The organism is Mycobacterium sp., from assembly GCF_035314665.1.
Taxonomy (GTDB): Bacteria; Actinomycetota; Actinomycetes; order Mycobacteriales; family Mycobacteriaceae; genus Mycobacterium.
On sequence record NZ_DATFZD010000077.1, the window covers coordinates 13,001 to 27,787 of the forward strand.

Annotated in this window: 13 protein-coding genes; 3 read left to right on the plus strand and 10 right to left on the minus strand. The window is 64.2% G+C overall.

Annotation, left to right across the window (positions count from 1 at the left end; translation table 11 throughout):
* Positions 1 to 149: 149 nt before the first annotated feature.
* Complete coding sequence (locus tag VKI00_RS05770) at positions 150 to 983, plus strand: enoyl-CoA hydratase/isomerase family protein (protein WP_324436049.1); 834 nt, start codon at positions 150 to 152, stop codon at positions 981 to 983.
* 12 nt (positions 984 to 995) lie between these two features.
* On the opposite strand, the gene VKI00_RS05775 is transcribed toward VKI00_RS05770, so the two are convergent.
* The 9 genes from VKI00_RS05775 to VKI00_RS05815 all read right to left on the minus strand — a co-directional run bounded on the left by VKI00_RS05775 (position 996) and on the right by VKI00_RS05815 (position 10,107).
* Positions 996 to 2,708 carry an FAD-binding protein gene (locus VKI00_RS05775; RefSeq protein WP_324436050.1) on the minus strand — a complete coding sequence of 571 codons (1,713 nt, stop codon included), beginning with the start codon at positions 2,706 to 2,708 and terminating at the stop codon, positions 996 to 998.
* Positions 2,705 to 4,087: an aromatic ring-hydroxylating dioxygenase subunit alpha gene (locus VKI00_RS05780; RefSeq protein WP_324436051.1), complete on the minus strand. Its 1,383-nt coding sequence runs from the start codon at positions 4,085 to 4,087 to the stop codon at positions 2,705 to 2,707. Before VKI00_RS05780 ends, VKI00_RS05775 begins: the two co-directional genes overlap by 4 nt.
* A gap of 21 nt (positions 4,088 to 4,108) precedes the next feature.
* Complete coding sequence (locus tag VKI00_RS05785; RefSeq protein WP_324436052.1) at positions 4,109 to 5,644, minus strand: acyl-CoA synthetase; 1,536 nt, start codon at positions 5,642 to 5,644, stop codon at positions 4,109 to 4,111.
* Positions 5,645 to 5,661: 17 nt separating this feature from the next.
* Positions 5,662 to 6,534 carry an enoyl-CoA hydratase-related protein gene (locus VKI00_RS05790; protein WP_324436053.1) on the minus strand — a complete coding sequence of 291 codons (873 nt, stop codon included), beginning with the start codon at positions 6,532 to 6,534 and terminating at the stop codon, positions 5,662 to 5,664.
* A gap of 17 nt (positions 6,535 to 6,551) precedes the next feature.
* Complete coding sequence (locus VKI00_RS05795) at positions 6,552 to 6,788, minus strand: biotin/lipoyl-containing protein (RefSeq protein WP_324436054.1); 237 nt, start codon at positions 6,786 to 6,788, stop codon at positions 6,552 to 6,554.
* Complete coding sequence (locus VKI00_RS05800) at positions 6,781 to 7,779, minus strand: pyruvate dehydrogenase complex E1 component subunit beta (protein ID WP_324436055.1); 999 nt, start codon at positions 7,777 to 7,779, stop codon at positions 6,781 to 6,783. The genes VKI00_RS05795 and VKI00_RS05800 overlap by 8 nt, the downstream gene beginning before the upstream one ends.
* Before the next feature lie 4 nt (positions 7,780 to 7,783).
* Entirely contained in the window at positions 7,784 to 8,722 is a 939-nt protein-coding gene (locus VKI00_RS05805) for a thiamine pyrophosphate-dependent dehydrogenase E1 component subunit alpha (RefSeq protein WP_324436061.1), read from the minus strand.
* A gap of 50 nt (positions 8,723 to 8,772) precedes the next feature.
* Positions 8,773 to 9,093, minus strand: a complete 321-nt coding sequence (locus tag VKI00_RS05810) for a hypothetical protein (protein WP_324436056.1) — start codon at positions 9,091 to 9,093, stop codon at positions 8,773 to 8,775.
* 150 nt (positions 9,094 to 9,243) lie between these two features.
* Positions 9,244 to 10,107, minus strand: coding sequence for a mycofactocin-coupled SDR family oxidoreductase (locus VKI00_RS05815; RefSeq protein ID WP_324436057.1), 864 nt, complete (start codon positions 10,105 to 10,107; stop codon positions 9,244 to 9,246).
* Between the two features lie 235 nt (positions 10,108 to 10,342).
* On the opposite strand from VKI00_RS05815, the gene VKI00_RS05820 reads away from it, so the two are divergent.
* Together VKI00_RS05820 and htpG are read left to right on the plus strand one after the other, a co-directional pair.
* Positions 10,343 to 11,560 carry a CaiB/BaiF CoA-transferase family protein gene (locus tag VKI00_RS05820; RefSeq protein WP_324436058.1) on the plus strand — a complete coding sequence of 406 codons (1,218 nt, stop codon included), beginning with the start codon at positions 10,343 to 10,345 and terminating at the stop codon, positions 11,558 to 11,560.
* 34 nt (positions 11,561 to 11,594) lie between these two features.
* A complete protein-coding gene (gene htpG / locus VKI00_RS05825) occupies positions 11,595 to 13,535 on the plus strand; it encodes a molecular chaperone HtpG (RefSeq protein WP_324436059.1) in 1,941 nt (646 codons plus the stop codon).
* On the opposite strand, the gene VKI00_RS05830 is transcribed toward htpG, so the two are convergent.
* Entirely contained in the window at positions 13,536 to 14,786 is a 1,251-nt protein-coding gene (locus VKI00_RS05830) for an acyl-CoA dehydrogenase family protein (RefSeq protein ID WP_324436060.1), read from the minus strand.
* Between the last annotated feature and the right edge of the window lies 1 nt (position 14,787).

Consider the following 14,787-nt stretch of genomic DNA (forward strand, 5'->3'; position numbering starts at 1 on the left):
CCATTCGTTATCACGATCTGAGCTGTGCCCGTGCTCGTGGATTGCCCTCTTGGATTGTCGAGCGCGCTGAATGCACTTCACTCCTGCTGCGGACATCGCGCAACCATTAAACGAATTGCGATACAGCGGTCTCCGGTAATGTCATCGGGATGGAGCGGCGCGTCCTGGAAGCGGTCATTTATGAACGCGAACCGCCGATCGCGCGGATCATCCTCAACCGCGTCGACAAGGCCAACACCAAAGACGCGACGCTGGTGCAAGAGGTCGACGAGTGTCTGCACGAGGCCGACCGCGATCGCGAAATCAAGGTCGTGATCATCAAGGCCAACGGCAACGGCTTCTGCGGCGGGCACGTGGCCCGCTGGGGTCCCGACGAGAATCCGTATCCCGACTTCGGGGACACCTTCGAGGATCTCTACAAGGGCACCGCCGACCTGTTTTTGTGGCCGACGTTATATCTGTGGGAGTTCCCCAAGCCGACGATCTCGCAGATTCACGGGTACTGCATGGGCGGCGGCATCTATCTGGGCCTGCTGACCGACTTCTGCGTCGCGTCCGAGGACGCGTATTTTCAGATGCCGCTTGCCCAGAGTCTCGGCGAGCCCGGCGGGCACACGATGATCGAGCCGTGGCTGCTGATGAATTGGCATCGCACGATGGACTGGCTGCTGCTGGCGCCGACGCTGTCCGCGCAGGAGGCGCTCGACTGGGGGCTGCTCAACAAGGTGGTGCCGCGCGAGGATCTCGAGGACGTCGTCGAGGAGATGGCGCACAAGATCGCCCAGATCCCGCTGACCACGTTGATGGCCGTGAAGAACAGCGTGAAACGGGCCTGGGAATTGATGGGAATGCGAGTACACCTCCAGGTCAGCCACATCTTGACCAACATGGTCGGCGCGGCTTCCGATGTTCAGGCGCGACGGGCCGAGCTCATGCAATCAGGCTTGAAGCCAAGGGATTTCGTCGACCGCGACGACAGCTAGCGCGAGCCCGGGTCAGCGGCTCCGCTCGCCGACCCCTCTCTCACCGGCCAGCCTGCGTCCTGCGGCGTGCCGCGCGGCCACATAGCCGAACACCATCGTGTAGGCGATGCTCCCGCCCGCCCCCAGGTAGTTTCGGCCCATCACCGTCGCGGTGATGTTGCCCGTCGCGTACAGCCCCTCGATCACGCGGTCGTTCTCGTCGAGGACCTGCGCGTACTCGTTGGCGACCAGCCCTCCGCACGTTCCGACATCGGCGGGAACAACCCTCGTGGCGTAATACGGTGCCTTATCGAGTGGCCCGAGCGCGGCGTTGGTGCGGTACCCAGGATCACCCAGGCAATCGTTATACGCCGACTGGCCGCGGCCGAAGTCGGGGTCGAGGCCCTTGGCCGCAAAACCATTGAAGCGCTTCACCGTCTGCTCCAGCGCGCCAGCCGGGACCTCCATCTGGCGCGCGAGATCGGCGATGGTGTTGCCCCGCAGGACCGCGCCCCGTTCGATCAGTTCTTCGGGGAGGCTGCGTTTCTTGAACGGGTTCGCCCCCGAGACGTATCGGTGGATGTAGCCCTCGTCGAAGACCATCCAGCACGGCACCGCCTTGTTGGCGTACATCGCCTTGCCCACCTCGACGTATGAGTTCGACTCGTTGCAGAACCGCCTGCCGGTGTCGTCGACGTAGATGGCCCCGGGCCGCTGCCGACCGCTTCCAAGGGCTCTCGCGGCGTCACCCCCATCGGCGATGAAAATCGATGGCAGCCACCAGGCTTCGTCCAGCAGATCGGTTTTCGCCCCGAGTCGCATCGCCGTCTCGAGCACTTCGCCCGTGTCGCCGGCGTTGGCGATCGACCACCGCGCATCGTTCGGCTGGTCGCCGCCGTAGCGGCGGCGCATGTCCGCGTTGCGGCTGAAGCCGCCGGCAGCGAGCAGGACGCCCTTGCGCGCCTCGACATTCAGCGATGCGCTGTTGTGCGTAACGCGTGCGCCGACGACACGGCCGTCGTCGACGATCAGGTCCTGCATTGCGGCGTCGGTCCAGATCGGCGGCTCGCCGCGCAGGTCGATCAGCGCTTTGAGCATCTGACCGATGAGTGAGGCACCGTTGGTGAGCAGCTCCTGACGACGCAGCTTGGCCGCCCTGGTACGCGCGAACACCCGCGTCGCGACAGCGAAGGCCCGCGGCGATCGATTGAAGTACTGCACCGCGCGCAGCTCGTTCGTCTTGAGGACGAACCCGCCGTAGCTCTTGGCCATCGAGGGCTGGATCTTGTCGCTCCAGTTGCCCAGAGCTGCCGCGTCGTACGGGATGCCCTCAATCGCGCGGCCAGCTTCGTTGCCGCCCTTGTGATTCGGGTAGTAGTCGCTCCAGCCCGGGCACCGCACCAGCCGAACGCCCTTGCGCATCAGGAAATTGATCATCTCGTAGCCCGCGGTGAGAAACATCTCGCGGCGTGCCGGCGATGAGGGCTGGCCAATGTCGCCGACGACGTCGTCGAAGTACGCCAGACCGTCCTCGTGCGAGTCCGGGATGCCATCGGCGCGCATCAACGGGTTGTTCGGCAGCCACACCATGCCACCGGAAAGTCCGGTGGAACCACCCACCCGAGCTTGTTTTTCGATCACTAGCGGCTCGATCCCCGAGTCGAGCGCCGCCAAGGCCGCAGCCATCCCACCTCCCCCGCTGCCCGCAATGAGCAGGTCGACGGAGTGGTCCCATTGGATGGTCATGGCGCCTCCGCAGTGAATCCCAGATCGACGATCGGCACGTCGATAGTGGTGTTGGTTTTCTGGATCGCCGGCACCAACATGTCGTACGGTAAACCGGCGAGGAAACCGTCGACGACGCGTTCGAAATTCGAGATCAGCCCTTCGATCTGGTCCGACAGGCGCATGTACTCAAAGCCCTTGGAATGCAAACCTTTTTGCTGTCGCGGCAGGTTGGAGAAGTCTTGAGCGGGAATCGGCGGCCAGCGCGGGTCGTCGGGCGCCATCGGCTCCGGCGGTGTGGGCTTTCCCGCAGACAAGTCTGATGGCAATCGGGTCAGCGACCAAATCTCGAACAGGGTTTCCTCGGGTCCGAGCGGTCGGATTCGATACGACGAGGCGCTGCTGTAGGTGGGCAAGATGAAGTGGTGGGGAAAGCAGAATCCGATCGCGTCGGTAATCCCCCGGCGAATCAGCTCGTTGAGATCGGGCATTTGACTGCCCCGCGCCCGATGCCAGCCGACGACGGCGTCGTTGAGGGCGCTGCGCCACGCGGTCATCGCCGCTGCAGGGTCGGCTGGCAGCTCGATGTTCTGCAGGCCCTCGGCGATGCGGATGTCGTTCTCGTGGGTCATGCCTCCCATGCCGTCGCCCAGGGTGCGCATGAAGTAGAGGCTGCTCGCAACGACGGGGTGTACGCCCGCGGACGGGCTGCCGGTCTGCGCGGACGGCAGCAACTGCGGATGGGTCTGCGGCACGTGGTAGCCCTCCATGAACGCCGCCGTCGCCAGTTTCCAATTCACCGGCAGCCGGCACGACTGCCACCACTCCACGCGTAACGACTCCACCTTCCAGGCGTCATAGATCGACGCGAACGGCTCCTGGCAGTCACGCAAGGCCGGGGCGTTGTCATCGAGGTTGATCCACGCGCACCCGCCCCAGAGCTCGCACCGGACCGAGACGAGTTGCAGATCATCCGAGCGCATGTTCTCCTCGGCGAACACCTCAGGGCGCAGTACAAACGTGTTGCGTCCGTCGATGCCCCAGCACCACCCGTGGAATGGGCAGACGAAGGTGCGCCGATTCCCGTTGCCCTCCACCAGCTTTACTCCGCGGTGACGGCACGCATTGTGGTAGGCCCGCACCGTTTCGCTGTCCACCCGCACGACGATGATCGACTCGTCGAGGATCTCGTACTCCACGAAGTCCCCCGGCTTGGGGATCTCTTCGAGCCGACACGCCATCTGCCACACTCGCGGCCAGAACAGCTCGGCTTCCATCGCGTAGAAGTCCGGGTCGTAGTAACGCTGCTTGGGAATCCGGTTGGCGGACTGGACCGCCAACGGCACCGCAAGCGGTTCCCAGTTCGCATCGGTCCTTGCCGTGGTTGTTGGGTTAGCCATCTCACTGTCCCTCGTGGTCGCTCATAGGATCCGTGATACTCGCCCTTGCCAGTAACGTTCGCGGATTCGCCTCTTGTAGAGCTTTCCGTTCGGGTCGCGCGGCAACTCCGGGTCGAATTCGACGGTGCGCGGGCACTTATACCCCGCGAGGTGTGCCCGGCAGTACTCGATCAGCTCGGCCTCGAGGTCGGGACCGGTTGTGACGCCGTCGACCGGTTGCACGACGGCCTTGACCTCTTCACCGAACTCGTCGTTGGGGACGCCGAACACCGCCGCGTCGACGAGTTTGGGGTGCATGACCAGCAGGTTCTCCGCCTCCTGGGGATATATGTTCACCCCACCGGAGACGATCATGAACGTCGACCGGTCGGTGAGGTACAGGTATCCGTCCGCGTCGACGTACCCCATGTCGCCCAAGGAGCGCCACCCGCGGTCGTTGGACACCGACGCGGTCTTGCCAGGGTCCTTGAAGTACTCGAAGTCGGGTCCACCTTCGAAGTAAAGCTCGCCGGACTCACCGACCGGAAGCTCCCGCCCGTCCTCGCCGACGACGTGCACCGGGGCCATCGGTATGCCAACCGAGCCCGGATGAGCGAGCCACTCTGAAGGCCCGATAGTAGTGCCGGCGAATCCCTCAGTACCCCCGTAATATTCGTGGATGATCGGGCCGAACCACTTCATCATCTGATGCTTGACATCCACCGCGCATGGCGCGGCCGCATGGATCACGCATTCCAGGCTCGAGACGTCGTATTTCTCCCGAACGGCCTTGGGTAACTTGAGCATCCGCACGAACATCGTCGGGACGAACTGCGCGTGGGTGACCCGGTGGGTCTCGATCAAGCGCAGCACGGCTTCCGCGTCGAACTTGCGCATGATGATCGCCGCGGCGCCAACGCGATTCACGGCCATCGTGTAGTTCACCCCGGCGGCGTGGTACATCGGTGCCGGCGACAGATACACGCTGGCGGGGCTCATGCCGTACTTGTGCGTCAGCGCCATCTCCAGCACCGACTGCGCCCACGAGCCGTTGCCGTCGGCCGGGAGCGGGCGGCGAACGGCCTTCGGCCGTCCGGTGGTACCCGACGAGTACAGCATCTCCGACCCGTCCGACGCCGGCGGCGCAGCGCCGGCGGTCGCGACGGCGTCGTCGTAGGATTGCCAGCCGGCCAGATCGCCCCCGACCGCAATGTGAACATCGACGCCCGCGTTGGCACTTCGCAGATGCGCCGCGAGATCGCCCATCGACGCGTCGACGAACACCGCCCTTGCGTCGGAGTCGTCAATGACGTAGGCGACTTCGTCGGGCGTGAAGTGGGTGTTGACGGCGGTGTAGTAGAGCCCGGAAAGCTGGCAGCCCCAGGTGATTTCGAAGAACTCCGGACGGTTCGGCAGAACCAGGGCCACGCCGTCGCCACGGCGCAGACCGGCACCCTGCAGTACCGCGGCGACCCGTTGGCTGCGGGCATGCAGCTCGCCGAACGAGATCGTGCCGCCGTCCGCGATGATGAGGGCGGGCGACTCCGCGGTTCTGCTCGCGTGATCGGCGATGTTCACCAGCAGATCCCGAAAGATTAAGTGGCCGTGGCGCCGTCGGTCGACGCGGCTGCGGCCGCCTGGCGTCGGGCCTGTTCGGACGGCAACACCTTGTCCTTGAACACCGTCTGAATCAACTGCTGCACATCCTTGCTGATCGAGGCCAGCGCGACCAGGTCGTTGGAGCTCTGCCAGTGCACCCGCATACCCATCAGCTCCCAGGCCCGTTTGAGGTTGGCCTTGGTCGCCAGCAGGGTGGTCATCGGCGCCTGGGCGATGTGCCGGGCGATCGCCTCAACACGCGCGTCGAGTTGATCGAGCGGAACGACCTCGTTGACCAGCCCGACCTCCAACGCCTTCTTGGCGTCGATGACCTCGGCGAGATAGAGGTAGTACGCCGCGCGCCGCCAGTTCATGAACACCCATGGCTCGATGGAGCATTCACCCGACGGCATGCCGAAACCCTGCAGCGGCGGGTAAGAGAAGTAGGCGTCCTCGGAGGCAATGACGATGTCGGTGGTCAGACCGTAGTGGGTGCCCCCACCAACGCAGTACCCGTGCACCTGCGCGATCGTCGGCTTGGAAAACTCCCACAGGTTCAGGATGGGCTTGACGAACAGGTCGGTCTGCGGCTTCCAGGGCGTGCCCATAACCTGAGCGCCCTTGACGAATTCCGGGTAGTCGACGGCGTTGTTGCCGATCGCGTGTCCCGAGCAGAAGCCCTTACCGTTGGCCTTGAGAATCAAAACCTTGATGTCGTAATCACGGTCGGCGTCCAGCAGCGCGGCGTCAACCTCTTCGGCCAGCTTCTGGTCCTGGGCGTTGGCCTTCTCGGGCCAGTTCAGCGTGACCTTCGCGATGGCCCCTCCTTTTTGGTAGATGATTCTTTCGCGGGTCTCGTTGAGATCCATAGCTGCTTATCCTTTCGTTATGACGTAATGACGCCGATTTCGGCGCCGATGTCGTAGGTGGTTCCGATTTGGCCGGTCCATTGCACGGTGCCCGAGGCTCCGGCTTCGATTTCCTGTTCCACCTTCTCGGTGGCGATCACGTAGATCGGTGTGCCCGCTTCGACATGCTGCCCGGCATCGACCAGAAGGTCGGTCAGCTCGGCTTCCGAGACGGCCACCGATACCCGCGGGATGCGAATAACGAAGTCACCCATGGACTTTAGCCTTCTCCAGGGTGCGCTGTACGGCTTCGACAATGCGTGCTGCCGACGGATAGACCTGCGCCTCGAGCGCGGCCGCGGCGGGGTTGGGAACGAACCTGGCCCCCACCCGCTCGACGGGTGCGGCCAGTTCGCCGAACAGCTCGGCCTGCAGGATCGCGGCGATCTCTGCTCCCGGCCCGGCGAATTGCACTGCGTCGTGGACGATCACGGCTCTTCGGGTACGGCGCACGGATTCGACGATGGTCTCCACGTCCAGTGGAACCAGAGTACGTAGGTCGACGACCTCGGCGCTCACCCCCTGGTCGGCCAGCGTGGCGGCGGCCGCGAGGGCCTCGTGCACGCTGCGACCGTAGCTGATCAGGCTGACGTCGGTGCCCGCTCGCTTGATGTCGGCCTGGCCGAGGGGAATTGAGAACCCGGGTTCGACGGGTACCGGCCCCTTCTTGCTTTGCAGCCGAACGGTTTCGACGAACAGACAGGGGTCTTCGTCGAAGATCGCGGAAGTCAGCAGGCCCTTGCCGTCGCGTGGGGTGGACGGCACGATCACCTTCATCCCGGGGATGTGCATGAACCACGCTTCCAGGCTCTGCGAATGGGTGGCACCGGTGGCCAGACCCGCGTACACCTGGGTGCGGATGGTGATCGGCGCCGTCGTGCGCCCGGCGGTCATGAATCGCAGTTTGGCTGCGTTGTTGATCAGCTGGTCGGCCGCGATCCCGATGAAATCCATGATCATGATCTCGGCCACCGGCAGCAGCCCATCGATGGCGGCACCGATCGCGGCGCCGACGATCGCGGCTTCCGAGATCGGTGTGTCCAGCACGCGATCGTGCCCGTACTTCGTCGACAACCCCGCGGTCGGTCCGGTCGCTCCGGGATCGGCGATGTCCTCGCCGAGCAGGAACACCCGTTCGTCGGCCTGCAACGCCTCGTCGAGCGCGAGGTTGAGCGCCTCGCGCATCGTCATCTCTTTGTCTTCCATGTCTTTACACCGGGAACTTGATCGGGGTGGCGTACACGTCTTGGTCGAGTTCGCCGATCGACGGGGAGTCGGCGCTCATCACGGTTTTCAGCGCGGTTTCCACCGTCGCGGCAGCCTCGTTCTCGATGTTGTCGAGCTCATCGGTACCGCAGATGCCGGCATCGGCGAGGTGCTGGCGGAATCTCGGCACCGGATCGGCGGCCATCGCCGCGGCCAGCTGGTCTTTGGGGATATACGGCATCCGGTCGCCGAAATAGTGGCCGCGGAAACGGAATGTCACACCCTCGATGAACGTGGGGCCGCCGCCGTCGCGCGCCCGCCGCAGGGCTTCGTCCAGCGCGGCCTTGACCGCCAGCGGGTCGTTGCCGTCGACTCGTACACCCGGCATGCCGTAACCGGCCGCGCGGTCCGCGACATGTTCGAGCTTCATGGTGTCAGCCGTCGGCGTCATTTCGGCGTAGAGATTGTTCTGGCACACGAACACAACCGGCAGATCCCACAGCGCGGCCATGTTCGCCGCTTCGTGGAATGACCCGGTATTGGTGGCGCCGTCACCGAAGCTGACCACCGTCACGCGGTCGAGGCCCTTGCGTTTGGCGGCCATCGCCAGACCCACCGCGACCGGCGGTCCGGCTCCGACGATCCCGGTCGAAAGCATTACGCCCTTATCGGGTTTGGCGATATGCATGGTGCCGCCCTTGCCACGGCTGGCGCCGACGGTACGGCCCATCATCTCGCCGTAGATCTCCTCCAGCGGGACGCCCTTGCCGATCAAATCGTGCAGCCCGCGGTAGGTCGTGACCAGCTGGTCGTCGGGTCGCAGTGACACGCCCATCGCCGCGGCGATCCCCTCCTGGCCGCGAGACGGCCAGTACACGCACATGAACTCACCGGTACCGATGCCCTTCGAGAGCCGATCGTCGGCAGCCTTCATCAGCACCATCAGCGCATAGATGCGCTTCTGAACCTCCGGAGCCACCTCTACGATCGACGTCACTTTGTGTAGTCGCCGATCTGCTTATGCACCTTCGGAATTGGCGGCGGGTCCATGTTGAGCAGCTCCAGCGACGACATCTTGCCGCTGGCACCGAGCTCCCCCAGCCGCTGCACCACCGAGTCGAGGTCGTCGCAGTCAAGCTCGTAGATCGCGATGAATGGGCCTTTTCCGTCGGTGGGCGCGAACCGGCGCGCCGAGACGACGCCGTCCACCGAGCAGATCTCGGCCAGGTGGGTGTCGTTGTACCACTTGTGGTAGTCCTCCACGCGGTCCGGCGACACCGGCATCGACTCCAGGTAGATGATCCCTTTAGGCATGCGCCCACTCCTCCTCATCGCTACGCTCTGCATCGTCGTTGGCTTTAGGCATGCGCCCACTCCTCCTCATCGCTACGCTCTGCATCGTCGTTGGCGGTGGGCATGCTCACCTCTCCATTTCGGTTGGACCGCAGTTGGATTGACCGGATCTCACGCGCCCGACCATGGCTTCACCTTGAGGAAGCCGCCGGCGTCGACGCGCAACTGCTGGCCGGTGATGTAGCGCGCGGCGTCCGAGGCGAGGAATAGCACGGCCTCACTGATGTCCTCGGGTTCGACGTAGGGCACCGGCATCGCCTGCACCAGAGGGAAAACCGGTTCGGCATCCTCGCGGGTCGGGTTCTTCAGATCGGGTCGGAACGCCCGGTACATCGGCGCGCTGTGCAACATGTCGGTGTTGACGTTGGTCGGGTGCACGGCGTTCATCCGGATGGAGAACTTCGCCAGCGCCAGCGCAAAATCGTTGACATAGTGCGCGGCAGCTATTTTCGCGAAGGCATACCCTGCACCGCCGGGACCGCCGTCGATACCCGTCGTGTTCATCGACGACATGAATGCCGCGTTGGATCCGATCACGATGATCGAGGCGCCGGCCTGCAGGTGTTTGAGGCTGGTGTGCACGAGGTTGAGCACGCCGACCAGATCGACGTCCACCGCGTCGGCGAAGGCCTGCGGCGGCAGGCCCGCGGTCAGCGGGCAGATGCCGGCGTTGGCGACCACGATGTCGAGATGACCCAACTCGGCGACGCCCCGATCGATCGCCGCGGACAACGCAGTACGGTCACGAACGTCGGCGATCTCGGTGACGACGCGCTGGCCCTCCTTCTCGACCAGCCGTGCGGTTTCGTCGAGGTCCTCCGGACGGGCCAGCGGGTACTCGTTGGTTTCGATGTCCTCGCACAGGTCGACCGCGATGATGTCGGCACCCTCGGCGGCGAGCATTCGGGCATGAGAGCGGCCCTGCCCGCGCGCGGCCCCGCTGACCACCGCTACCTTGCCCGTCACTCTGCCCATCGCCGGTCCTTTCGCAGCGCATCTGGTAGAGACGAACCACACTGGGGCTCATGATTTTTCGCGCGAGTGCCGGGAAAAGCTAACGGGGCGCTGACCCGGCCATCAGTTGGGACCGGACGAGCGTTCGACTCCATCGCATCTCTTCCACGACGCTGCGTCGTTGCAGTACAGGCTGACGAATACCTATAGTATCTATACTACCTAAAATAGAAAAGACACCGAAAAGAGTGGTCGAATGTCAGGCGTGCTCAGTGGCGTCCGGGTGGTCGAACTGGCTTCGTGGACGTATGTGCCGGCCGCCGGTGTCGCGCTGGCGGACTGGGGCGCCGAGGTCATCAAGGTGGAGAGCGTCGTCGGTGATCCCGGCCGGGCACTGGTGGTCGGAGGGTTCACCCGGCAAGCGGCACGTGCCGATGCCGACTTCATTCTCGAGCTGAGCAACCGTGGAAAGCGAAGCATCGCATTAGATCTCAAGAGTGACACCGGCCGGGAATTCTTCGGCCGGCTGCTCGCGGAAGCCGACGTACTGCTCACCAACTGGCTCCCGGCGGCGCTGCAGCGGGCGCGCCTGACGGTCGAAGACATCCGCGGGTTCAACCCGAACATCATCATCGCCCGCGGGACCGGGTTGGGTGTACGCGGCCCGGATCGCGACCGCGGCGGATTCGACGCCGCCACCTATCTGGCTCGCGGCGGAGTCGCTTACACGCTCACCCCGTTCGGCACCGAAAATCCCGCCGTGCAAGGCCCGGCCTTCGGCGACCTGCAGGCCGGAATCACCCTGGCCGGCGGTGTCTGTGCAGCATTGTTCCACCGTGAGCGCACCGGCGAGCCGACGATCGTGGATTCGTCGCTACTGGCCCAGGCGATGTGGAGCATCGCGCCGTCGATCTCGGTCGCCGACCTCTTCGGTATCGACGGCATCCCGGGCGCGCCGCCTGGGTTGGCGATGAACCCGCTGGTCAACCGCTATAGGACCAAGGACGACCGGTGGATCCAGATGGTGTTTCTGCAGCCGGACAAGTTCTGGGCCGGATTCTGTCAGCGGATCGGGTTGCCTGAGCTGGCGACCGACGAGCGCTTCGTGCCGTCGTCGAATCTGGTCGCCAACGCGGCCGAAGCGACCGCGCTGATCGGCGCCAAGTTCGCCGAGCACGACCTGGAGCATTGGCGGCAAGCGCTGGCCGACGAACCCGGTGTGTGGGCGCCGCTGGCCACACCGCGTGAGACCCTCAACGACCCGCAGAGCAAACCCAACGGCTACCTGATCACCAATGTCGACGATCAAGGCGTCGAGTATGTAATGGTCGCTGCGCCAGTGCAGTTCGATGAAACGCCGCCTGGCCCGGGACGCGCACCCGAACACGGACAGCACACCGAGGAGGTTCTGCTCGAGCTCGGCTTCGACTGGGACGACATCGCCAAGGCCAAAGACACCGGGGCGATACTGTAGCCTGCCCTCGAATGCGATCTTATGGAGGGAAGTCATGACTGCGGGCGTCGAGCAGCTGGAGTTTCAGGCCGAGGCACGGCAACTGCTGGACTTGATGGTCCACTCGGTCTACTCCGACAAGGATTCATTTCTGCGGGAGTTGATCTCGAACGCCTCCGATGCCCTGGACAAGCTGCGCATCGAAGCGTTCCAGAACAAGGATCTGGATGTCGATACCTCCGATCTGCATATCGAGATCGTGGCGGACAAGGACGCCCGTACCCTCACCGTCCGCGATAACGGCATCGGCATGACCCGCGCCGAGGTCGTCGATTTGATCGGCACCCTGGCCAAGTCGGGTACCGCCGAGCTGCGTCAGCAGTTAAGGGAAGCCCAGAATGCTAAAAACACAGCGGTTTCGGAGGAACTGATCGGTCAGTTCGGTATCGGTTTCTATTCCACCTTCATGGTGGCCGACAAGGTCGAGCTGCTCACGCGGAAGGCCGGCGAGAGCGCAGCCACCAAGTGGGAGTCGAGCGGCGACGGCACCTACACCATCGCCTCGGTCGAGCACGCTCCGCAGGGAACGTCGGTCACCCTGCATCTCAAGCCCGAAGACAAAGAGGACGCGCTCCACGACTACACCTCGGAGTGGAAGATCAGGACGCTGGTCAAGAAGTACTCCGACTTCATCGCCTGGCCAATCCGGATGGAGGTCGTGAAGACGACCCCGGCCGCGGAGGACGGTGGCGAAGAAACCGTCACCATCGAGACCGAGACGCTCAACTCGATGAAGGCGCTGTGGGGCAGGCCCAAAGACGAGGTCTCCGACGAGGAATACAAAGAGTTCTACAAGCACATCTCGCACGCCTGGGACGATCCGCTCGAGGTCATCTCGATGAAGGCCGAGGGCACCTTCGAGTACCAGGCCCTGCTGTTCATCCCGTCGCACGCGCCGTTCGATTTGTACGAACCAGGCTCGGACATCGGCGTCCAGTTGTACGTCAAGCGCGTCTTCATCATGGACGACTGCGACGAGCTGATGCCCAGATATTTGCGCTTCATCAAGGGCGTCGTCGACGCACAGGATCTGTCGCTCAACGTCTCTCGCGAGATCCTGCAACAGGATCGACAGATCAACGCGATCCGGCGTCGTTTGACCAAGAAAGTCCTCTCGACGATCAAGGAGCTGCAGTCCGAGCGGCCGGAGGATTACCGCACCTTCTGGGGCCAGTTCGGCAAGGTCCTCAAAGAGGGCCTGATGCGCGACGTCGACAACCAGGAGACATTGCTGCAAGTCTCCTCGTTCGCCTCGACGCACAGCGACGACGAACTCACCACGCTCGCCGAGTACGTGGGACGGATGAAGGACGGCCAGGAGCAGATCTTCTACGCCACCGGCGAGTCACGTCAGCAAATCCTCAACTCACCGCACCTCGAAGCATTCAAGGCCAAGGGTTACGAGGTGCTGCTGCTCACCGACGCCGTCGACGAGATCTGGTTGGGGACGGTGACCGAGTTCGACGAGAAACCGCTTCAATCGGTGGCCAAGGGCGAGGTGGACCTCGACACCGAGGAAGAGAAGAGCGCCCACGAAGCCGAGCGCAAGGAGCGGGAAAAAGATTTCGCCGACCTGCTGGGCTGGCTGAAGGAGACCTTGAGCGAGCACGTCAAGGAAGTGCGGTTGTCCACCCGGCTGACCGAATCGCCGGCCTGCCTGATCACCGACGCGTTCGGCGTCACCCCCACGCTCGCCCGGATGTACCGAGCCACCGGGCAGGACATTCCGGTCGAGAAGCGGACCCTGGAACTCAACCCGAACCATCCGCTCATCACCGGGCTGCAGCAGGCGCACAAGGACCATGCCGACGACCCATCGGTTGCTGAGACCGCCGAATTGCTCTATGGCACAGCGCTTCTCGCTGAAGGCGGTACACCCGAGGATCCGGCGCGGTTCGCCGAGTTGCTCGCGCACCGACTGGCCCGCACGGTCTAGCTAGTTGCCGTGCCGCACCTGGCTGAACGGCACACCACGGTCGGCGGCGTACTCGCGGGGGAAGTTCAGCACCCGCTCGCCGATCACGTTGCGGGCCAACTCGCTGGTGCCACCGCCAATGCAGACCGTTTGCCGGGACAGGTATCGCAGGCCGGTCTCCAGGCCCTCCCCCTCTGCGCCGACAACACCGGCCGTTCCGGTGATCGCCAGGCCGGCGTCCATCTCCAATGTGACCGTCTCGGCATGGAACAGGCGGAGAAGGGTTCCGGCGGCAGGCGGCAAGGTGCCGTCGCGGACGCTGCGGTAGATGTGGTCGCCCAGTTGGTCGCTGACCGCCCGGTGCACCAATGCCCTTCCGCCTATTTGTTGTACCCGCTCGTTGTCGGCCTGCCCGATCTTGCGAGCCAACACCGCATAGTTCACCGGTGTCGTTCGGCCGCCCTCACTGCCGCTGCCGCTGGCGAATTCCGAACCCATCCCCACCGCGCGGCGCTCGTGGTAGAGCTGCCGTGAGGCCACCGCCCAGCCGCCGTCGACCTCACCGACGACCGCGTCGTCGCCGACATCGACGCCATCGAGGAACTCCTCGCAGAACTCCGTCGATCCGTTCAGCTGAGTGATGCGCCGCAACGTGATTCCGGGATGCTTGATGGGCACCAAGAACATCGTCAGGCCGTCATGCTTGGGCACATCCCAGTTCGTGCGGGCCAGGCACAGGCCGTAGTCGGCGGCGAACGCGCTGGTGCTCCACGTCTTTGCGCCGTTGAGCACCCAGCGGTCCCCGTCCCGCTCGGCGCGGGTGATCACACCGGCGAGATCCGATCCGCCGCTCGGCTCGGACAACAGCTGAACCAGTGTCTCGTCGCCCCGCAGCGCCGCGCCGATGCGCTGACGTTTCTGTTCTTCGCTCCCGGTGTCGAGCAGCGTCGCGCAGCAGATCGTGAACGTCGGCGTGTTGAGGATCAGCGGCATCTCATAACTGAGGCTCTCCTCGTTGAACACCTTCTGGTATTCGTAGTCCAGACCCAGCCCGCCGTACTCGCGGGGAAAACAGATACCCGCGAATCCGGCTTCATATAACCGCTTTTGGAGTTCACGGGCCCGCTGCCAGCAGCGCTCTTCGTCGCGGTGGGCGGCCGGCGGATGCGCGGGATCGATGGGCGGCATGTTGTCGGCCAGCCATGCTCTGGCCCGGGCACGGAAATCGTCGATGGATTCCACGTCGGTGGATGCCAGTTCAGCCTCGGTCATC